Source organism: Actinotignum schaalii FB123-CNA-2, from assembly GCF_000411135.1.
Taxonomy (GTDB): Bacteria; Actinomycetota; Actinomycetes; order Actinomycetales; family Actinomycetaceae; genus Actinotignum; species Actinotignum schaalii_A.
Genome location: NZ_KE150263.1, coordinates 289945 through 309353, shown reverse-complemented (window position 1 = coordinate 309353; position 19409 = coordinate 289945). Strand labels below are relative to the sequence as shown.

The 19409-nt window shown below is 58.3% G+C and carries 16 protein-coding genes; 9 read left to right on the top strand and 7 right to left on the bottom strand.

Annotated elements, in window-relative coordinates:
• Nucleotides 1–174: 174 nt before the first annotated feature.
• Together HMPREF9237_RS08985 and HMPREF9237_RS06605 are read right to left on the bottom strand one after the other, a co-directional pair.
• Nucleotides 175–1200 (bottom strand): hypothetical protein, encoded by a 1026-nt coding sequence (locus tag HMPREF9237_RS08985; protein ID WP_016442962.1) that lies wholly within the window; start codon nucleotides 1198–1200, stop codon nucleotides 175–177.
• Between the two features lie 65 nt (nucleotides 1201–1265).
• Nucleotides 1266–2312 carry a hypothetical protein gene (locus HMPREF9237_RS06605; RefSeq protein ID WP_016442961.1) on the bottom strand — a complete coding sequence of 349 codons (1047 nt, stop codon included), beginning with the start codon at nucleotides 2310–2312 and terminating at the stop codon, nucleotides 1266–1268.
• A gap of 189 nt (nucleotides 2313–2501) precedes the next feature.
• Here HMPREF9237_RS06605 and HMPREF9237_RS09630 point away from each other — a divergent pair, with 189 nt between their 5' ends.
• Both HMPREF9237_RS09630 and HMPREF9237_RS06595 read left to right on the top strand, forming a co-directional pair.
• Nucleotides 2502–3698 (top strand): Cna B-type domain-containing protein, encoded by a 1197-nt coding sequence (locus HMPREF9237_RS09630; RefSeq protein ID WP_196800261.1) that lies wholly within the window; start codon nucleotides 2502–2504, stop codon nucleotides 3696–3698.
• A 268-nt stretch (nucleotides 3699–3966) separates the two neighbouring features.
• Nucleotides 3967–5043, top strand: coding sequence for an inositol-3-phosphate synthase (locus HMPREF9237_RS06595; protein ID WP_016442959.1), 1077 nt, complete (start codon nucleotides 3967–3969; stop codon nucleotides 5041–5043).
• Between the two features lie 113 nt (nucleotides 5044–5156).
• Here the strand turns inward: HMPREF9237_RS06595 and HMPREF9237_RS06590 are convergent, their stop codons facing one another.
• Both HMPREF9237_RS06590 and HMPREF9237_RS06585 read right to left on the bottom strand, forming a co-directional pair.
• Nucleotides 5157–5528 (bottom strand): PH domain-containing protein, encoded by a 372-nt coding sequence (locus HMPREF9237_RS06590; protein ID WP_016442958.1) that lies wholly within the window; start codon nucleotides 5526–5528, stop codon nucleotides 5157–5159.
• A gap of 146 nt (nucleotides 5529–5674) precedes the next feature.
• Nucleotides 5675–6079 (bottom strand): hypothetical protein, encoded by a 405-nt coding sequence (locus HMPREF9237_RS06585; protein ID WP_016442957.1) that lies wholly within the window; start codon nucleotides 6077–6079, stop codon nucleotides 5675–5677.
• 493 nt (nucleotides 6080–6572) lie between these two features.
• On the opposite strand from HMPREF9237_RS06585, the gene HMPREF9237_RS06580 reads away from it, so the two are divergent.
• Entirely contained in the window at nucleotides 6573–7571 is a 999-nt protein-coding gene (locus HMPREF9237_RS06580) for a hypothetical protein (RefSeq protein ID WP_155875949.1), read from the top strand.
• Nucleotides 7572–7648: 77 nt separating this feature from the next.
• Here the strand turns inward: HMPREF9237_RS06580 and HMPREF9237_RS06575 are convergent, their stop codons facing one another.
• Nucleotides 7649–8893 (bottom strand): IS256 family transposase, encoded by a 1245-nt coding sequence (locus HMPREF9237_RS06575; protein ID WP_016442579.1) that lies wholly within the window; start codon nucleotides 8891–8893, stop codon nucleotides 7649–7651.
• Between the two features lie 134 nt (nucleotides 8894–9027).
• On the opposite strand from HMPREF9237_RS06575, the gene HMPREF9237_RS06570 reads away from it, so the two are divergent.
• The 3 genes from HMPREF9237_RS06570 (at nucleotide 9028) to HMPREF9237_RS06560 (ending at nucleotide 13339) form a co-directional block, all read left to right on the top strand.
• The gene (locus HMPREF9237_RS06570) at nucleotides 9028–10749 is read left to right on the top strand and encodes an MSCRAMM family protein (RefSeq protein ID WP_016442955.1); all 1722 of its coding nucleotides are present in this window, start codon (nucleotides 9028–9030) and stop codon (nucleotides 10747–10749) included.
• 128 nt (nucleotides 10750–10877) lie between these two features.
• Nucleotides 10878–12368 carry a SpaH/EbpB family LPXTG-anchored major pilin gene (locus tag HMPREF9237_RS06565; protein WP_016442954.1) on the top strand — a complete coding sequence of 497 codons (1491 nt, stop codon included), beginning with the start codon at nucleotides 10878–10880 and terminating at the stop codon, nucleotides 12366–12368.
• A gap of 86 nt (nucleotides 12369–12454) precedes the next feature.
• The gene (locus HMPREF9237_RS06560; RefSeq protein WP_016442953.1) at nucleotides 12455–13339 is read left to right on the top strand and encodes a class C sortase; all 885 of its coding nucleotides are present in this window, start codon (nucleotides 12455–12457) and stop codon (nucleotides 13337–13339) included.
• Nucleotides 13340–13392: 53 nt separating this feature from the next.
• On the opposite strand, the gene HMPREF9237_RS06555 is transcribed toward HMPREF9237_RS06560, so the two are convergent.
• Together HMPREF9237_RS06555 and mprF are read right to left on the bottom strand one after the other, a co-directional pair.
• Nucleotides 13393–13863 carry a hypothetical protein gene (locus HMPREF9237_RS06555; RefSeq protein WP_016442952.1) on the bottom strand — a complete coding sequence of 157 codons (471 nt, stop codon included), beginning with the start codon at nucleotides 13861–13863 and terminating at the stop codon, nucleotides 13393–13395.
• Nucleotides 13863–16571, bottom strand: a complete 2709-nt coding sequence (gene mprF / locus HMPREF9237_RS06550) for a bifunctional lysylphosphatidylglycerol flippase/synthetase MprF (RefSeq protein WP_016442951.1) — start codon at nucleotides 16569–16571, stop codon at nucleotides 13863–13865. The genes HMPREF9237_RS06555 and mprF overlap by 1 nt, the downstream gene beginning before the upstream one ends.
• A 217-nt stretch (nucleotides 16572–16788) precedes the next feature.
• Between mprF and HMPREF9237_RS06545 the strand changes: the two genes are divergently transcribed.
• The 3 genes from HMPREF9237_RS06545 (at nucleotide 16789) to HMPREF9237_RS06535 (ending at nucleotide 19364) form a co-directional block, all read left to right on the top strand.
• The gene (locus HMPREF9237_RS06545; protein WP_016442950.1) at nucleotides 16789–17073 is read left to right on the top strand and encodes an HU family DNA-binding protein; all 285 of its coding nucleotides are present in this window, start codon (nucleotides 16789–16791) and stop codon (nucleotides 17071–17073) included.
• A gap of 168 nt (nucleotides 17074–17241) precedes the next feature.
• On the top strand, nucleotides 17242–17586 hold the full coding sequence (locus HMPREF9237_RS06540) for a DUF3039 domain-containing protein (RefSeq protein WP_016442949.1): 345 nt from the start codon (nucleotides 17242–17244) through the stop codon (nucleotides 17584–17586).
• A complete protein-coding gene (locus tag HMPREF9237_RS06535) occupies nucleotides 17547–19364 on the top strand; it encodes a DEAD/DEAH box helicase (RefSeq protein WP_016442948.1) in 1818 nt (605 codons plus the stop codon). Before HMPREF9237_RS06540 ends, HMPREF9237_RS06535 begins: the two co-directional genes overlap by 40 nt.
• The last annotated feature ends 45 nt before the right edge of the window (nucleotides 19365–19409 follow it).

Genomic DNA, 19409 nt, shown 5'->3' with positions numbered 1-19409 from the left:
GTTGATTCGAAAGGTACCCGCGATGGTCGCCTTTGTGCATGCCGACACGAGGATCACCGCGGGATACAGATACACCACACTAACGGACGCAACCGAGGGGAGCAGCTTTAGGTGGAGATGCCGGGAATCGAATCCAGGTCGGGCGCTAGCCACAGGAGTCTTCTCCGGCCGGCTTCACGCTTCCACCCACGCCTCATCCACATCCAGCACGAACCACCGATGAATACTGTCAATGAAGTGGATCGCAGAGCCGCGGGACCCTGCGGGGTAATAGGGGAGCGTGGCATCGGCTGCATGTTTTACCTGACAGCGAGTAATTTCGCGGTAGCCGTCGCTCGTATCCGCTAGCGCACAGATAGTTTCGTCATAATCACCGTAGGCCAGCACACGATTTCCCGAAACCGCCAAACCTCTCAGCCGCGGTATTTCCTTGCGGGTATCAACAATTCGCGTAATCCGATCTCCCGTTATCGTAACCAGCGGGAAATCGGAGTAGGGGCAAATAACCGTCTGCTCATCGGTGCAGTTCATGGCATAGCAATCAGCAATAAAGGTTAGGCGGGCCAGCTCCTCACCGAACTCCGGTTCCACATCGTGCCAGTCGGGGTACAGCCATTCCGCTTGCAACTCGCTATTCCAGCGGCAGAGCCCGCAAAATCCAATCGCAAGGTTCTCCGCCTCCCCGCTGGCCTCTCCACGTACTCCGAAATCCCAGCCGAAGTTACCGAGAATTCCTTCATCGAAATAACTTGTCCAGATGGTTCCATCGCTGCGGGCCTGAACATCTTGGATGCCATCACCGAGCACCCCGGATCGCACCAGCTCCCCGTCCGCTGTATAGATGTAGGCGTTGTGTGTGGCTTCATGCCGGTCGCTGGACCACCGGCATCGCGCGCCGACGGCCAGGAACGTACCGTCAGGCAAGTATTGGATATCGGGAACGGAAACGGGCAGATCGACGGGTGCCGATGCGGTGCGCACTGTCCCGTCAGCATTGTGCAGCGCGAAAATCGCATCCGCTTCTTCAGAAACGAAAACCCGTGGAAAATTCTCATTACGTTCGAAGAAGCGCGCGTATCCCTCTTCATCGCTCCAGATCGTCACCGGCAACCCGTGATAACTAATGGAGGCTTGCACAAGCACAGCGCCCTTAACCGGCGGTTGCAGAGTTGCTTGGTACCGGGGCGTGATAACGCGCATTTCTTCGACCTTTCCCTCGCTTCACTTTTTCACGCTAAGGTACGACGACGCTGTACATTTCACCGCTACTCATCCGGCCACACGTCGTTGATATCCAGGGTTATCCAGACGCCATACTCATCAATAACATGGATGGTAGGTCCGATGTAATTCGAGGACGAGGACGGGCTGGTATCGAATTCCTTCGGATAGCGTAGCTCACAGTTCTCAACTACTCGGTACCCGTCGCTGATATCAATGAGCGTGATGATCGGTTTACCACGCCAGGACCAAATAAGGACGCGGTCACCGGAGATTGCCACGCCGGGCACCCCTTTGAATTCTCCTTGGGTGTCAACGTATCTGGTGATTTCGTGATTCTCAATTGTAATGATGGAACACGATGTACTTGGGAGAACAACCGTCTGATCCACGTCAAAGTTCATGGAGGACATGTGGAACATCGATGCATAGAAAGCGCCTCGATCACCGAATCGCGGGCGTAGTTCTTCCATGGTGGGATAAACCCATATCGGTTCCAGTTCACTATTCCAATGAATGAGTCCGGTGATCTCAATGGGTTCACGAGGGGGCAGGTTGGCGTCGTTGCTTGGGAATTGCGGATCCCAACCAAGATCTTCACCTATGCCTTCATCGAAGTAGCTGGTCCAGAAAGTTCCGTCGCCCAGCGCTTGAACCTCGTCTATCGCATCCCCAACAGTTCCGCTCCTGATCAACTTGCCCTCGAAGTTGTAGATGAAAGCATTGTGTCCGGCACGGTTCTCCTCTACAGACCACTCGCTTCGCCCTCCAATAATAAGAAAGGCTCCCAGCGGCAGAGATTGGATGTGGGGGTAGCAAACCGGGAATCGAAAAATAGGTGTTTTCTGGATAATCTTGCCGTCGGCATTATGCCTCGTTAGCAGGGCATCAACCACTCCATCAACATATGCGTTGGCGGTGCAACCACCGTTTGACCGCCCAAAAAACTTACGCAAGTCCTCAGCCGTACTCCAGATCGCCACCGGTAAACCGTCGTAGCTAATAGAGGCCCTCACAAGTGCAGCTCCAATAACCGGCGGTTCCAGCGTAGCTTGGTATTTAGGCATGACGATGCGCATTTCTTCGGACATGCTTCAGTTTCTCACAACCAGTTTTTCCGCGCCATCGTGGCATATGTGCTGGTGAGGGAAGTGGCTGCGTCGTCGTACTAGAGCCGTGGGACTTAGTTCCCGTAATGGTTGCGCACCGCATAAGCGAGGATGAAACAAGCAGCCGCGCGAAAATACGAAAACACGCCTTTTCGCGGCCGGAATGCGGCGATGAAGACGTCGCGCGCCCCGGGTATGGCTGAGCCGATGGAGGGAGGAAATATGACGCATCTACGTAAACTCGGCGCGATGGCCGTTGCGCTTCTGCTGGGCTTGCTGGGCATCACAGCTTACTCGCAGGCCCAACCGGTCGATAGCCCAGCCGCGCGGATAGCTTGCCCGGCTAAGGAACACCCAGATTTCATCACCTTGGAACTGTGGGGAACCCAGTACACTCGCGATGCGGAAGGTAACCTGCAAAAGGAATTACCCAAGGAAACCATCAAATACGCAGTGTTCAAGGTGTACCAGGATCGCAGCGAGCAGCTCTGGATCAATCCACGCTATGAAGCCAGTAAGCATGAATACGAGGTCGTTAATTACCCCTCAACGGTCGATGAGTGGAATTTTACGTTCAGCGTCCCCAGGTATGAACTTGCCGGCCCTACCTGGACCGATAATGAAGTCGAATATAACATCACCGAAATTCCCACGCCTGGGTACCGCAGCGACGTGGGCATGAACCCGGATGGCACCCTCAAGTTCACGAATACCCTGGCTACGGATGTCTCGGCAACGAAGGCTTGGCAGGATGACGATAACGCTAAGCAGACACGCCCGGAGAGCATCACTTTCGTGCTGCTGGGGGACGGCAAGGAAGTTGCTCGTAAGACTGTTGGCGCGGCGGAAGGCTGGAAGGCAACCTTTGCTGACGTGGACAAGTGCGCGGACGGCTACCTCATCAATTACACGATTGTGGAGGAGTCTGTTGACGGGTATACCTCGACCGTGGCGGGCAATATGACGGACGGATTCGTGGTGACGAACTCTATCGTGCCCCCGCCCACGCCAACGCCGACTCCAACTCCCACGGAGTCGGAGACCCCGGAACCAACGCCCTCGTGTTCGGAAACTCCGGAACCCACCCCGACTCCCTCCGATACGCCAACACCAACCGCAACTCCCACGGAAACGCCCACGCCGACCGTGCCGGCAACCCAGCCGCCAGCGCCATCGGTTACGCCGACTCCGTCGGTTCCGGCAACAACACCGCCGGTTCCCTCGCAAACTCCCACGCCTACAACCACACCTACACCTCGGGAGCAGCTCGTGAAAACGGGAACCTCTATGGCCGGCCCAGCGCTGACGCTGGCGGGTATCGCGTGCGTGGCAGCGGGAGGGGTGATGGTGGTACGACGGCGCAGCTAAGCACCTTGTACTCGACACATTAATGTGACTCATTGTGGGGCGGCGACGCCATAAAGTCGCCGCCCCACACTATTGCGCCCGCCAATCTCCGTGCGCCATTCGACCATATCGACCCGCAAGGTCTCTTCACAAACGAACTTTTTAGTGACATAGTGGCTTGGTGATGGGGGCGCAGGTGCCCCGTTCAGTCTCGCTCACCGCGGCACCCGCCGCATCGATGACTGAAAAAACAATCACGTTTCATCAATAACTACAAAGGAGTAACCGTATGTCGATTCGCGTTGCCATTGTGGGAGTAGGTAATTGTGCGTCCTCGCTGGTGCAGGGCGTGACCTACTACCACGGCGCATCTGAAAGCGAAACGGTCCCGGGCCTGATGCATGTGGTATTTGGCGATTACCATATCCGCGATATTGAGTTCGTTGCGGCCTTCGACGTCGATGCCAAGAAAGTCGGCGCCGACCTGGCCACCGCGATCAACGCCAGTGAAAATAACACAATTAAAATCTGCGATGTGGCACCCACCGGAGTGGAGGTGCTGCGTGGCCCCACATTGGATGGCCTGGGGGAGTACTACCGCGCCACCATTACCGAATCCGATGCCGAACCCGTTGATGTGGTGGCTGCGCTCAAGGATGCGCGGGCCGATGTGCTGGTCTCCTACCTCCCGGTCGGCTCCGAAGAAGCCGCGAAGTTCTATGCGCAGGCCGCCCTTGATGCGGGCGTCGCCATGATCAACTGCATGCCGGTGTTCATTGCCTCCAACCCGGAGTGGGCCCAGAAGTTTACGGACGCGGGCGTGCCAATTGTGGGTGACGATATTAAGAGCCAGATCGGTGCGACTATCACCCACCGGGTACTCGCTCGCCTTTTTGAAGAGCGCGGGATTTCTCTTGACCATACCTACCAGCTCAACGTGGGCGGCAATATGGACTTCAAGAATATGCTGCAGCGTTCGCGTCTGGAATCAAAGAAAATTTCTAAAACCCAGGCCGTCACCAGCAATATCACCCAGCAGCTCGACCCGCATGATATCCACGTGGGTCCCTCGGATTGGGTCCCGTGGCTCGAGGATCGCAAATTCGCTTTCGTGCGCCTGGAAGGGCGTAACTTCGGTGATATCCCGGTCAAGCTGGAATACAAGCTCGAGGTCTGGGACTCCCCGAACTCCGCAGGCGTGGTCATCGACGCTATCCGCGCCGCCAAGATCGCCCTTGACCGCGGTATCGGTGGCCCGCTGCTTTCCGCCAGTGCCTATTTCATGAAGTCGCCGGCGCAGCAGCGCCCCGATGAAGAAGCCCGCGCCGCGGTGGAAGCCTTCATCCGCGGCGAAGTGGAGCGTTAAGCCCCGCCTCGGAATAGCTGGCACTCAGCTCAATAAACGTGGCGGCCGTTTCCCCGCGGGGAGCGGCCGCCACGTCTAGTACCCGGAGTGCTACATACTGCCCTAATTGTGCTCTACTGCGCCCCTAGCACGCACCGGGCGATGAGCTTATCGATGCGCCGCACGTCGATATGGCGCCCGAGGCTGATTTTGATGTGCCCGGCCAGCGTCCACATCTCAATCTCTGCGCTAATATCAATTTTCCCGGCATTTTCGCTCGACCACATCTGGATAGCCTTATAGGGCAGTGAATAAATCTCTACTTTCTTGCCGGTGAGGCCCTGCGCATCACGTACGATCAGCCGTTTCGAGGTGAAAATGGCGCTATCACGCAGTGTTTTATAGGCCGCGTACGGTTCTTCGCCGTCGGTGAGTAGATCGAGAACATCGGCTGGGATTGGGGTTTCTTCCATGAACACCCAGGCGGCAACGCGCGCAGCTTCCATACTGGCTCCTTTTCGTTGTGGGGTGCGAACACCACAGTTCGCAGCTATGCAGTAATTTTGGCACAGTATGAGTCGGTGCGAATAGGTACGACGCCGCAGCTCACCGGCCCACAGCTACCCGAGCCGGCATCGGTGTTCTATCGGGTTTATGCTCCCGTATTTGCCTTCACGTCGGCTACCACCTCAGTGTCAGCCATTTTCATGACATTCCGTCCTTGCTTAATGAGCAGGGCTTGGAGGGGGAGCCGGCCATAAGCAATCGCCTTGAGCGGCCAGGACTTATTCCGCCACTGGTGGGCCATATAGATATTTGCCGGGAAAACGGCGAGGAACAGCGCGATGGCCGCAGCTCCGCCGAGCTTGCGGGTGCGGCGGTGCGCAATAAGCCCGGCCGTCACCAATTCCGCCACCCCGGAGGTGAGGGTATATGCGCGTGGTTTGCCAGGAAGCTGGGGTGGGATGATGGAATCGAAAGGGTCGGGAATGATGAAATGCAGCGCTCCCATGGTGGTGAGGAGCCCGGTAAGAAGCTGCGGATCTTTGCGTGACATAACTTGATCATAGACCTGGCATGAGGCTGTGTTCAATCATTTCGCAACCGTTTGAGTTTTAACGGATTAGCCCTGTGCCCCCACGCACTTGTCACTAGACACCCATGAACATGTCGCGTACTTTTCGTCAATTATCGCGTGGTGCTCGCCACATAAAAACCTTTACTAATTGGTGAAACTTTATTTGAGGTAAACGATTTTAGGTCAAGGGTCCTAGAATTTGCCGTGCTACGGTACTGTGAAAAATGCGGGGGGAGGGGTGCCATTTCTGGGGATTTTTGCGCCATAGTATGCCAATTTGTTGAGTGTAAAGATTTGCAAAAAATTTTCAGGCTGAAAGCTGTCTGGGAACTTTGGCGGATATGAATCACGTTTCGGCCTACTGGACAGTAGGTATTCATTCCCGTAGCTTATTAAGCCGATTGATAACTATTAGTTATACGGCGGGCCGATAAACCACTTCTGGTGATCGAACCTTCGTGTAATGGACAGGATGAGCGTGAAATTTCGGGCGATACCGGCAACGGTTGCGACGATCGTGGCCGCACTCATGACCAGCCACGCCACGGGTGTCCCCTTTTCGGGTACCCCGGCGCCTCATCCCACCCCTGGTGTTACCACCGCTCAAGATGCAAGCGACCAGGCCGCCTCGGAAGCTCCGGAGCCTGGCACTGGCGCCGCGGATCCTGAGCAGCCCGAGCCCGTCAGCCCGGTGGCGCCGTCGCCCAGCGCTGAAGAAGGCACGGCAGAAGGAACAGACGGCACCACCGAACCTACCCCGGTACCGGATACCGATACGGAAACCGCCGAGGCCGCCACTCCGCTGGATCGGGCGCAGAAGAGCTGGCGCGAGCAGCTCGGAATTCTTGAGCAGCCAGAAGGTACTCCGCGGGACGGCTCCGCCAGCCCGCTCACCGCGCGCCCGAATCGTTTTGCCCCGCGCAATGTGCGACAAACTTCTATGGAGCAGTGCTCCGGCCGCGGTTTTTATTCCATGAGCTCCGGAACCGGCGAAATTAACTCTCTTACGATCAAGCCGAACGGTCAGCTTGGTTATGAGTTGGTCGGGCGAGTGGAGTGGAAAGGTGGAGGCCGCGTTGAGAAGCAAGTCGGCTATGATGCCCTTGCGATCGCCGCGGACGGCTCCATGTGGCATACCGAAAAACGGGGTACTACGAAACCGGGCACGAACCCTGAAACGTGGATTAGTCACGGCCGGATCTCAAATACCGGGGATCAGGGCTACCAAAACTTTGCACGCTACAAGATCATTGGCCCGGGAATGCCGATTAACGGCGGCGCGATGGATCCGGATGGTAGGTATCTGGTAGTTGGCGATGCTAATCGCATCCCGGACGCGCCACTCCCGCCGGGAAAATTCTATAGTTCCAAGCGCAAGCTGATGGTGTACGACCCGGGAACGCGTCGAATGGTAGTCCTTGGCTACCTGAATACCAGCAGTATTTCTTCCTCGGGGTCAAGTCCTGGTTAGTGGTGTATCTGTGTTCTCGAATCATGATTGTCATTCTCTGGTTTCGATACTAATAAGGACTGGATATCAGACACAGGTCAAGCAATAATTTCCTTCCCACTAATAGTCTTCTCGTCGATAACACCACGAGCGATAACATCCCGGGTTTGCGCCAGACTCGCCAACGACATGTACCGCTTTTGTTGAATCCATTCATCATGCTGCTCAGCTAAAACCGCTCCGACCAGCCTGACCACCGACTCCCGGTTAGGGAAAATACCCACAACATCAGTACGCCTACGAATCTCACGGTTAAGCCGCTCGGTCGGGTTATTCGACCAGATCTTGGTCCATATTGTTTCAGGAGCAGCGGTAAACGCGAGAATCTCGTCAAGGGATTCTTCCAGATAGTCCCCAACATGAGGAAACTTCCTCGAACAAAACTCGACCACGTCCCGGGCTTGCCCCCACACGCTAGCAGCATCTGGTTGCCTGAAAATCGTGTGGAACATTGCCGATAATGTAGGCCACTGGGTCTTAGAGACCATGGATGAAAGATTCTTCGCGAAGTGGGTCCGGCAGCGTTGCCAGCTTGCCTGCGGTAAACAATCACTGACCGCTGCCTGGATACCCAGGTGAGCATCACTGGTCACCAGGAAAACACCCTCAAGGCCACGGGCGATAAGATCACGGAAAAACCCGGTCCACGACGCGGTAGATTCCGCTGTAGCAACCTGCATGCCCAGTAATTCCCTATATCCGTCCTTATTGACGCCGGTAGCCAGCAGCACACTGGTTTTCACCACGCGTCCGCCTTCACGTACTTTCATGGTCAGCGCGTCACAGGACAGGTAATAGTAAGGGCCCTGGTCTAAAGGCCTGGTACGGAAATCGTTGACGGTCGCGTCAAGGTCTTTGGCCATGTCCGAGACTTGTGATTTGGAGAGGTTAGTGATGCCGAGCGTGGCTACCAGGTCGTTCATGCGTCGGGTAGACACTCCTTTGAGGTAGCAGGTGGCAATCACGGTGGTCAACGCGCGCTCTGCCCGGCTGCGGCGTTCGAGTAGCCAGTCAGGGAAGAAGGAAGCGGTACGTAGTTTGGGGATAGCGATATCCAGGCTTCCAACGCGGGTGTCTAACTGGCGGTGTCGGTAACCATTGCGCCTGTTGACACGGTCCGGGGAGGGTGTTGCATAGTTCGCTCCACAGATACTGTCGGCTTGGACGGACAGGATCTGGTTGATGAAATCGGTGAGCATGTGACGCATCAGGTCGGGGGATGCTTGGGTGAGTAGTTCGCCCAGGTAGGTTGTCGGGTCGATATGATGGGGGTCAGCGGCCATTGCGGGGTATCTCCTTTCGAGGATAGGTAAGAGTTGATTCGAAAGGTACCCGCGATGGTCGCCTTTGTGCATGCCGACACGAGGATCACCGCGGGATACAGATACACCACACTAACGGACGCAACCCTTCCTCGGTGTTTTCTGACCTTATTTTTGATAAGGATGGCAATCTTTATATGCTCTCCGGTTCCTCGGAAGGACGTCTTGCTAATCAGGGGAGAGATTACACCGGACTCAGTCAGATTCGCATCGACCGCATCGATGCGGCAGATTACCGGGCTGCATATAACCGGGCGATTGCTGCCGGACAGTTCGCGACCGCGAATAATGCGCGTGAGCCGATTATCAACCTCAACGGTATTCGTAATAAGAATTTCGCGGAGCTGCCTGCCCAGCTTATCCGTTCTTTCTACATGAATCTTATGATGTTCGAACCCGACGGTTTGGCGGCTGGTCCAAATGGCTCCTTCTATGTATCAGGTCGTTACACGGGTCAGAACCCGGGAGCTGCTGACAGCCGTGACGAGGGTTTCAAGCAATCACGAATTTACGAAGTAGATATCATTTCGGGACAAGTTAGAAACGGTGGGCGTTCAGTTTTCGAAGTTCCCAAGACCTCCGGAACGCAAAGTAAATCCTGGTATGACCAGTTCATTTCCGATACTGAAGGATGCGCGGAGCTTCCTACCATCAGCGCGGAGAAGAACATTACCAAGCGCTTGAATGACCGCGACCAGTTCACGGTGACCGTTGCGGAAAAGAATCCGGGTACGAATCCGATGGGCGGTGCTCCGTATTCCGAATCTGTTACGACGACGGGCCAAACCACCGGTCCCCAAACGCCGACGCGCAAGATGCTGCGCGGTCGGGACCACGTGTATGTGCTCAAGGAGCAGATGGCGGGCGATTCGGCGTCGTCTCTCAGTGACTACAACAAAGTGTGGAGCTGCACGGACAAGCTGGGGCGGAATGTTCAGGTGCGCGGGCAACGAGAGGAAGGCGGTGCTTTCCTCGGGGAAGTGACCTCGCCCGCTGTGAACGGGAATCTCACGTGCTCGGTGTTGAATAGCCCGAAGGTGACCTCGTTGACCGTGGAGAAGCGTGATGGGGAATGGAACGATCCGCTGCCCGGAGCTGTTTTCGACCTGTGCGAGGATACCAATGGGAACGCACGTTGCGATGCCGGCGAGCCGCGTCAAGGCGAGCGCACCACGGATCAATACGGCCGGGCCAGGTGGGACAATGTGCTCATTGGCAGGCGCTACGTGGTGGATGAAAAGTCCGCTCCGCGCGGGTACAGGCCCGCTGGCGCGCCGCAGGTAGTAACGACGGCGCAGCAGAATCCCCCGGTCATCATTAAGAATGATCGCGTGCGTGGCACCATCGTGTGGGATAAGAAGGAAACCGGGTCGGAGAAGTTCCTCAAGGGATCCGTGTGGACGGTGCGCGATCAGCATGGGCGGCCTTTCGAGGTAAGCGACTGTGTGGGGGAGACCGCGCAGGCGTGCTCGGCTACCAAGCTCTGGCAGGATAAGGATCCTCGCCCGGGTAAGTTGCGCCTGGAAAACATTCCCTGGGGTACCTACACCCTGGAAGAAAAGACTGCGCCGCTGGGCTATGTGAAGTCCACCGAGGTGAAAACCGTGGAGGTGGGCGCCACGACCGTCACGAATGATCGTAACGAACCCGTGGAACTGAATCTCGGCGTGATTTATAACAAGCTTCGTGAGGCACCGCCGCTCCCACTCACCGGTGGATGGAGCGAGGACGCGTTCCGCACGGCAGGCTTCGCGGTGCTCGGGGGAGCTGTGCTCCTGGTGAGCATCGTGATGATCAGACGGCGAAACCGGGGGTGAGCGTGGAATAAAGGCTCAGCCACTGAGAACTGTGCACGTAAAACTGCGCAGCTAACGCCGCCCTTCGGGCAAAAATAACCACACAACTAATTGAAGCAATATGTGCTGCAATCACGGAGAGGACTACCATGCAGCTGAAGAAATCTATCCGCGCGGTGCTCGCCGCCCTGATCACCGCCCTGCTGGGCGCCGCTGGTCTGGTGCTCGCACCCGGGGCCCACGCTGTTCCGCAGAACGACAATCTTGGTAACCCTGATCTCACCCGCAAGGGCTCGATTGTGGTTCACAAGTACGAGAACCCGGCCTGGAACCAGACTAATAACGGTCGTCTGCTGACCGCTCCCGATACTGCTAAGGCTATGGACGGCGTCGAGTTCATTCTCCAGAAAGTAAGTGGGATCGACCTGACAAACCCGAACGAATGGGAAAAGATTTCCCAGCTCCAGTATGACGAAGGGGCGAAGAAGGTTACCTACAAAGGCCAGGACGTTACCCTCGACGCTAACGAAACTAAGCAGGTCACCGCTGCTGGTGGCACAGCGACTTTCGGTGACCTCGCCGCTGGTGTGTACCTGGTTCGTGAAGGCGATACCGGTACTCACAAGGTAATCAAGAAGGCCCAGCCTTTCTTCGTTTCTATCCCCTTCCCCTCCAAGGAAGGCCAGAACGCTAAGTGGCTCTACGATGTCCATGCGTACCCGAAGAACACCGTGTCCGATGACGGCGTCAAGACTCTGAAGGACGAAGCTGCTCAGAAGGTCGGCGACAATGTTGACTGGGAGATCAAGTACGCTGTTCCGGCACTCGGTGTGAACGCCGAGGGTGTCCAGGAGACATACACCAATGTCGGTATGGAGGATCAGCTCGATGCTCACCTCAAGTACAAGAATGCTGTGGTGACCCTTGGTGGCGAAACCCTTACTCCGGACACCGATTACACGGTGACCGTGGAACCTGCCGATAAGGGAGAGACCGATACCACTGTTAGCCAGAAAGTCACCGTTAAGCTGACCCCGGCTCGCCTCGCTAAGGTGACTGCCGGTCAAGAATTCAAGGTGGTTCTTTCCACTCAGATCACGGGTGTACCGCAGAACGGTGAAATTCCGAACTCCTTCGGTCCCATCGTAAATAACTACCAGCCTGGTGTTACCACCACGCCCTCTGACCGTAAGGTTAAGGTCGGTGATCTTCTTATTCTTAAGCGCGACAAGGATGACCAGAAGCCGCTGAAGGATGCGGAATTCGCGGTGTTCGCGACGAAGGAAGCTGCAGCTGCTGGCACTGATCCGATCGCCAAGGCTGTTTCTGGTGCAGATGGCCAGGTTCGTTTCGTCGGCCTCGTTCTTGGAACTGAGGACAGCAAGAAGTTCTACCTCAAGGAAACCAAGGCTCCGGCCGGTTACGTGATCAGTACGGAAGTCAAGGAAGTGACTGTAAACAAGGGTAAGGCGACTCAGGTTGCCCTGACCATCGACAACACCAAGCATGGCGGCCCGAACCTGCCGTTGACCGGTGCTGCCGGCCAGCTCATGCTCACCCTCGGTGGCCTCGCGCTGCTGGGTGCTGCTGGTGGCTTGACCGTCGCTCAGGTTCGCCGCAACCGCGCGGTGAACGCCTAAGCACAGAACTGACCGCGTAACACTCGCGGCCTACCGAACGGGTGGGGAGGTACCATCTGGTACCTCCCCACCCGGGTCTGTATCTCATGAAGAAAAACCTGCTGCTGCCCTACCTTATCGGGCTTCTTGTTATCCTTGGGCTCACCTTGCTGGTGTACCCGCACGCTGCCGCCTGGCTCTCCCAATACGAGCAATCCAAAGTTACCGGCGCCTACTCCGAACAAATCGCCACCGCCCAGCCTGATAAAGATACCCAGCTAGCCGCCGCGCACGCCTATAACGAGGCCTTCAACGCCGGCGCAATCTTGGAAGCCAATGAACGGAAAGCCACCGGAACTGGCGACACCACCGCCGCGGACGGTATCTGGCCTTACGAAAAAATTCTTGCCGCGGATTCCGAAGGCCTTATGGCCCGGCTCCGCATCCCCACTATTGACGTTGATCTACCCGTCTACCACGGCACCTCAGATGAGGTCCTTAACCGCGCGGCCGGCCACCTGGAAGGCACCTCGCTGCCGGTGGGCGGGCCGAGCACCCGCGCCGTTATCACCGCGCACCGCGGCCTCGCCAACGCCCGTATGTTCACCGACCTCAACAAAGTTAACGTGGGGGATACCTTCACCATCGAAGTGTTCGGTGATGTACTCACCTACCGCGTGCGGGATACCAAAGTAGTAGCCCCGGAAGATACCGATACCCTACGGGTAGAAGAAGGCAAAGACCTCGTCACCCTGGTGACCTGCACCCCGCTCGGCATTAACTCCCATCGCATCCTGGTCACGGGCGAGCGCATTATTCCCACGCCGGTGGAAGACGTGAAAGCCGCGAATAAGCCCTCCGATCTCCCGCGCTTCCCGTGGTTCGCTATTGCCTATGGAGCGGGGGTACTGGGCACCATCGGGGTGCTCGCGCGCATGACGTGGAAAGAACGCCGCCGCGTCAAGAACAACGCCGCGAGTCAGGAAGCGTAGTGCTTGCAGCACAGCGAACGGGAGAGGTACCGCTCAGCACCTCTCCCGTTCAGCTAACCCAGTTCCTCTTCGTGACGTAGAAACTCATCCCGTCCGATGGTGAAACGCCGCTTGCTCACCGGGGCGGGCGGAGAAGGAAGCGCAATCGCGTCAAGATAAAAATCATTGACCCGCACTAACAGCTGGAGCCGGCCCTGTTCCACCAGGTAGAAAGCACGCGGATGCGGGCCGTCTAGCCAGCCGCGATACACATCCAGATCCAGCATACTGAGCACAAAGAAGCCGGCTGCCTTCCAGCGGTAGTGGCTCGGCCGGGCCTCCAGGTACCAAATCCGGGCATCGGGGAAGAGCTCGCGCACCTGATGATCCGCATCGCGCCGCTCAGCCGCCGCAAGCTCCGATTTATGCCGCTCCGGATCAACCACCAGCTTGCTGTGCACATTCTGGGTTGCCCGGCGCAGCACCACCGTGCCAAATTCTTCCATCGGCGTTTCAGGATTGCGCATCGAGGGGCGCTTGGCCATCAGGCACCTTTCTTTCCAGTCGCACTGGCAGCCGTAGGATCAGCTGCCGGAACGGCAGCTGCGGTGTCGTCACCCTCACTCGAGCAGGGCGCAGGCAGGCTCCATTGCAACGGAATCGCCCCGCGGCTGCGATCCGGATGCTGAATGACATCAAGGAGCCCCAGGATGGTGGGGGTGAGCGCCGTGGTTCCGGTATACGCAAGATAGCGGGACTGCCAGCGCGGCTTGAACTTTTCCTTGTAGGAACGCAAGCCCTTGAAATTGTAGAGACGGTCACCGAAATCGTAGATCACGCGCACCACCTTTTCACGCGCCCGCGAGAAGCGCGTGGTACCCGTATTGGACATGGGCGCCATCCCCAAATTGACGTGGGTGTATCCGTTTTCTTTCGCCCATTCAATAAGGGAAACAAAAATACCATCCATGGTGCCGCCCGGGGCGTCCGGCCGGATGCGCATAAGGTCCACGGAAGCGACCCCCGGGGCCATCGGCATAAGGCTTGCGAAACCTTCGATACGTTCCTCCCCGCGCACCAGCAGCACCGGGGTGCGGCCAATATAGGAGGCGTCGAAGAAACCGAGGGAGAAGCCCATTTCCGAACGTTTGCCCAGCCACGCGTCCGAAACCTCGCGCAGTTCCTCAATGAATTTGGGAGGGTAGGGCGGGAAATGCACTTCGAAATGCGTGCCCTTTTCACCCATGCGGTTACGCATCCGCCGGAAAACTTTGCCCTTATTCCCCACATTGGAATACGTGGCCAGATCCACGGTGGCATCCTCCCCGATTTTCACGAAGGAGAAACCGATATTTGCGCAGGCGCCCAGGTAGATATCCGCAATCTCATAAATCGCGACCGAACAGCCGTGCTCATCGGCGTAGGTGACGAATTCCTCGAAAAGCTCCTCGAAAGCGGCTTCGTCCCCGAACGGATCGCCGAGCACCAGCATGGAGGAACGGTAGGGCCGGTAGAGCAGCGCGGCACGCCCGTTAGAAGAATAAAAGACCTGCTTATCACCCAGGTAGAAAAGATGCGTGAAAGCGTTGCCGGCATTGTGCTGGCTCAGGAACGTTTCGAACCGCTGCACATCATCCGGGGTGGGTAGCTCGAAATGCGGGGCACGGGACCGCGAGAAAAGTAACGCGAGGGAAATAAGGGAAACGAAGCAGATCATGCTTAGCCCGGTGAGGAGCGCATGGGCCGTGGGGTACACGTGCGCCTGCGGGGCTCCGTGGATCCAGCGCCAGGCAAAAATCCCCAGCGGGATACCCACCGCGATAACCGCGGAAAACGCGAAAGAACGCCACTCGAAGGGGAGGGGTTCGCGGTTGAAAGCCCCGCGCGCCAGGTAGAGCAGAATCGAGAACAGAATAATGACGATAATCGCGCCGGTATCCAGCCCGCGCGCCACCGAGGCCACCGCGGCCACACCCAGCAGAATCAAAATAATGGGGAAGACACGGCTGACCCGCTGGCGCACCCCGCGCGCCAAAATAAGCAACATAATCCCCACCAGCAGCGAGACAATACGCGAGGAGCGAATCATTTCGTGGGGGAGGAATACATGCAGCAGCGCCACCCGCGCGTAAAAGGAGGGCGCGAAAGCGTTGACGATGGAGAAAATCCCCAGGATCACCACGCCGGTGGACAGCGCATTAATGAGCCAGCGTTCACGCTTATCCCGATCCTCCAGGCCCAGGCGCGGGTAGGCGTATTCGGCCAGCCAGTACACGGTGGCCGCCAGCCACGGTAGCGCGTAATAAGTAACGCGGTAAACAATAATCGCGAGCACCAGGACGGAGGAATCAAAACCGAGGTGCTGGAAGAAGACGATAACGGTGAGATCGAAAGTTCCCAGGCCCGCCGGGATGAAGCTGAGCAGACCCACCAGGGTGGCAGTGGCGTATACAAACACCGCCTGCACGAAGGAAACCTCACCCAGGAAGGTCCGCACGCAAATCCAGAAGAACACCGCCGCGGCCAGCCAATCAGCAACAGACGCAAAAAGCATCTGGAGTTTTTGCCGGAAATTCTGGGTGCCAATCGCGGTGTTGCGCAGGTCAATCTTCCAGAAATGGACCTTGCCGGCCAGGAAATACACCGGGATATATAGGCAGGCCACCACGGGTACCACTAGGAAACGCCCGTCGTAGCGGAAAGCGAAAGGCAGGGTGGCCAGCAGCATGGCGAAAAGCCCGAGCAGGTTCGCGGCCCATACCGCAACGCTCGCATCCACAGCGGCTTTGGTGGAGGCTCCGGCCCGCTTGTAGTAGCGCGAGCGAATCGCCCCGCCGGTTAGCCCACCCAGGCCGGCAAAATTGTTGAACGCCTGGGCGATCCACCCGATTTTCGCCGCCGTTCCCACCGGGAGCTCCACCCCGAAATGCCGCGAGGCGAAAATGTCATAAATACCGGTGGCGGTAAAGGCGAGGAAACCGAGAGCCACAAGTTCCACGAGGACTATCGGCGGTGTCTCGCTGAGCACCCGCGCCATGTGCTCCCCGCTCAACTCCTGGAGTTGGGTACGAGCCACGGCCGCCACCCCGGCGATCACCAGCACATAGAAAGTGATTTTGAAGGGGCGGGGATGGGAGCGGATGAAAGCGACAAGTCGCGACACCGGGGAACCTTTCTTCGACGACGACGCCCGGGCCCGCGCGCTCGCTGTCGCGGCGCTGGCTGGCCCCGAGGCATCCTGAACCTTACTCATTATGCCCTTAAGCCGGGCCTTCGCGCCGGTAAACGGGGGCGCTGCGGGCGCGCAAATCCTGTGACAACTGTGGAAATTGGTGGGAGTTGTGATGTATGTCTTAACCGACACGCGGTGATTTCGCAGAAAATTCTCACTTTGGCGCCAGTTTCCGCTACATTTTTGCTTAGTGGTTCTTATGAGCCATGTACCTGAACAGATATCGAGAGGTATTTTCATGTCCGTTAACCGCACAGAGCTCATTGCAGCTATCGCCGACCGTTCCGGCCTGTCCAAGTCCGATGCCGATAAGGCGATCGCCGCGCTCCAGGAAGTGCTCGTCGATTCGCTTTCCAAGGGCGAAGCCGTGAAGATCACCGGCCTGCTCTCCGTGGAGCGCACCGAGCGCGCCGCCCGCAAGGGCCGCAACCCCCGCACCGGTGATGAGATCGAAATTCCCGCCGGTTACGGCGTGAAGATCTCGGCTGGCTCCAACCTCAAGAAGGCTGTGTCCAACAAGTAAGGTCACTGGTTGTCCAGTATCGCCTCCTCGGTTCGTTCCGGGGAGGCGATTCTTGTGTGTGCTGAGGTGAGGTACGACGGCGCCGCCGAGCTGCTGTCCACTCTCGCTTTCTAGGTGACGTGTTCGGGGCGTCTTCCCCGGGCCGGCCCGGGCCGTACAATAGAGCCCATGAGTACTTCCCTTCCCGATCCTTTAGGAACTCCGGGCGCGCCATCGGCCCCGGCCGGCCCGGCTACGGAATCTCAACAATCCGTCGGGGTGCTGGAACGCACCGAAGAACGCCTCTCCCACGGTGATGAGGAACGTTTTTCCCACTATGTCCGCAAGGATCGCCTCATGGCTTCCGCCGTATACGGCCAGCCCGTGGTGGCGCTGTGCGGAAAAATTTGGATTCCCTCGCGCAACCCGGACCGCTACCCGGTGTGCCCCACCTGCAAGGAGATCCGCAAACAGATGGGCAACCAAGGCTCCGGATGGCCTTTCGGGCTGGACGTGCCGGGAAGTGGCAAGTGAGTCTACACCGCTCGATTCCCGCTTCCACCCCGCATACCCCCTCCGTTTCTGCCGCTTCGAATCTCCCTCCGGCTTTCCCGGCCCGCGCGGCCTGGGGAACCACCTCGAGCCTGCGTTCGTGGCAGGCCGAAGCGCTGCGCCTCTACCTGGAACGCATGCCCCGTGATTTCCTCGCGGTGGCCACCCCCGGTGCGGGAAAAACCACCTTCGCGCTGCGCGTCGCCGTCGAAATGCTCGCGCGCCACGAGGCCCGCACCATCACGGTGGTCTGTCCCACCGAACATCTCAAAACCCAGTGGGCGCAGGCCGCAGCTCGCGTAGGTATTCAGCTGGACGCTGATTTTACGAATGCGCAACGCACCGAGGGATCCTTCTTCAACGGGGTGTGCGTGACCTACGCACAGGTGGCCGCCAACCCGGCCCTGCATCGAGAACGTACCGGCGCCCGGCCCACTTTCGTGATTCTGGATGAGATCCACCACGGCGGGGATGCCCTCTCCTGGGGGGATGGCATCCGCGAAGCTTTCACCCCCGCGACACGGCGCCTGGCCCTCACCGGAACACCGTTCCGCTCGGATACGTCGCCCATCCCTTTCGTCACCTACGAACCGGACGGCTACGGAAACCTGCGTTCCAAAGCTGATTACACCTACGGCTACGCGCAGGCCCTGCGCGATGGCGTGGTCCGGCCCGTCATCTTCCTGTCCTATTCCGGGCAGGTGCGTTGGCAAACCAAACAGGGAGACGTGGTGGCGGCAACCCTGGGCGAGCCTCTCACCAAAGACATGACGGCGCAGGCGTGGCGCACCGCCCTCAACCCGGGTGGGGAGTGGATCCCGGAGGTGCTGTCCGCCGCGAACGAAAGGCTTACGGTGGTGCGCCGCTCGCTACCCGATTCGGGTGGGCTGGTCATCGCCTCCAACCAGAAAGACGCGCGGGCCTACGCGGAGATCCTTACCGAGATCACAGGGGAGGCACCCACGGTGGTGCTCTCCGATGATGCGGGCGCGAACGAGAAGATTGCGACGTTCGCGGATTCGGATTCCCGGTGGATGGTGGCGGTGCGCATGGTATCCGAAGGGGTGGACGTGCCGCGGCTCGCGGTGGGCGTCTACGCCACCTCAGCCTCCACTCCGCTCTATTTCGCGCAGGCTATCGGGCGTTTCGTACGGGCCCGCCGCCGCGGAGAAACCGCCACGGTGTTCCTGCCCTCGGTGCCGGTGCTGCTGGAGCTGGCCGCCCAGATGGAAAAAGAACGCGACCACGCGATTTCGAAGCGGGCGGAGGTGGCCGGCTGGGAAGATGAGCTACTGGAGGCCGCCAACCGGGAAGAAAAAGCCAGCGAGGAACTGGCCGGCCCGGGCTACGAAGCTTTGGAATCGGGCGCGCTTTTCGATAGGGCACTATTCGACGGCGGTGAATTCGGGCTCGGCGCAGCTGTCGGTTCGGAAGAAGAAGCCGATTTCTTAGGGATTCCCGGGCTATTGGAGCCAGAAGAAGTAACCACGCTGCTGCGCGCCCACCAGGCAGAGCAGGCGAAAAAGGCCCGTACTCAACGTCCTGCTTCCGGAAACGATGAACTCACCCGGCGGCGCACCGCCCGCAAGGAACTCACCCAGCTGGTGGCGGCCTGGGCGAAGAAAACCGGGGATCCGCACGCCCTTATTCACACCGAGCTCCGCCGGGCCTGCGGCGGTCCGGAAGTGGCACGGGCTAGTGCCGATCAGATTGAGGCACGGGTGAAAACACTGCGGCGCTGGTTCGTGGGCCAGCGCTAAGCGCGTAACCCCGAAGCAGCGCCGCAGCGAGCGGGAAGGCGAGCG

Excerpts from the sequence above, each read along its gene's own strand:
- HMPREF9237_RS06580 (WP_155875949.1), top strand. The coding sequence starts at position 6,573 with ATGAGCGTGAAATTTCGGGCGATACCGGCAACGGTTGCGACGATCGTG.
- HMPREF9237_RS06565 (WP_016442954.1), top strand. The coding sequence starts at position 10,878 with ATGCAGCTGAAGAAATCTATCCGCGCGGTGCTCGCCGCCCTGATCACC.
- HMPREF9237_RS06585 (WP_016442957.1), bottom strand. The coding sequence starts at position 6,079 with ATGTCACGCAAAGATCCGCAGCTTCTTACCGGGCTCCTCACCACCATG.
- HMPREF9237_RS06555 (WP_016442952.1), bottom strand. The coding sequence starts at position 13,863 with ATGGCCAAGCGCCCCTCGATGCGCAATCCTGAAACGCCGATGGAAGAA.
- HMPREF9237_RS06545 (WP_016442950.1), top strand. The coding sequence starts at position 16,789 with ATGTCCGTTAACCGCACAGAGCTCATTGCAGCTATCGCCGACCGTTCC.
- HMPREF9237_RS06575 (WP_016442579.1), bottom strand. The coding sequence starts at position 8,893 with ATGGCCGCTGACCCCCATCATATCGACCCGACAACCTACCTGGGCGAA.
- HMPREF9237_RS06595 (WP_016442959.1), top strand. The coding sequence starts at position 3,967 with ATGTCGATTCGCGTTGCCATTGTGGGAGTAGGTAATTGTGCGTCCTCG.
- HMPREF9237_RS06560 (WP_016442953.1), top strand. The coding sequence starts at position 12,455 with ATGAAGAAAAACCTGCTGCTGCCCTACCTTATCGGGCTTCTTGTTATC.
- HMPREF9237_RS08985 (WP_016442962.1), bottom strand. The coding sequence starts at position 1,200 with ATGCGCGTTATCACGCCCCGGTACCAAGCAACTCTGCAACCGCCGGTT.
- HMPREF9237_RS09630 (WP_196800261.1), top strand. The coding sequence starts at position 2,502 with ATGAAGACGTCGCGCGCCCCGGGTATGGCTGAGCCGATGGAGGGAGGA.
- HMPREF9237_RS06535 (WP_016442948.1), top strand. The coding sequence starts at position 17,547 with ATGGCCTTTCGGGCTGGACGTGCCGGGAAGTGGCAAGTGAGTCTACAC.
- mprF (WP_016442951.1), bottom strand. The coding sequence starts at position 16,571 with ATGAGTAAGGTTCAGGATGCCTCGGGGCCAGCCAGCGCCGCGACAGCG.
- HMPREF9237_RS06590 (WP_016442958.1), bottom strand. The coding sequence starts at position 5,528 with ATGGAAGCTGCGCGCGTTGCCGCCTGGGTGTTCATGGAAGAAACCCCA.
- HMPREF9237_RS06605 (WP_016442961.1), bottom strand. The coding sequence starts at position 2,312 with ATGTCCGAAGAAATGCGCATCGTCATGCCTAAATACCAAGCTACGCTG.
- HMPREF9237_RS06540 (WP_016442949.1), top strand. The coding sequence starts at position 17,242 with ATGAGTACTTCCCTTCCCGATCCTTTAGGAACTCCGGGCGCGCCATCG.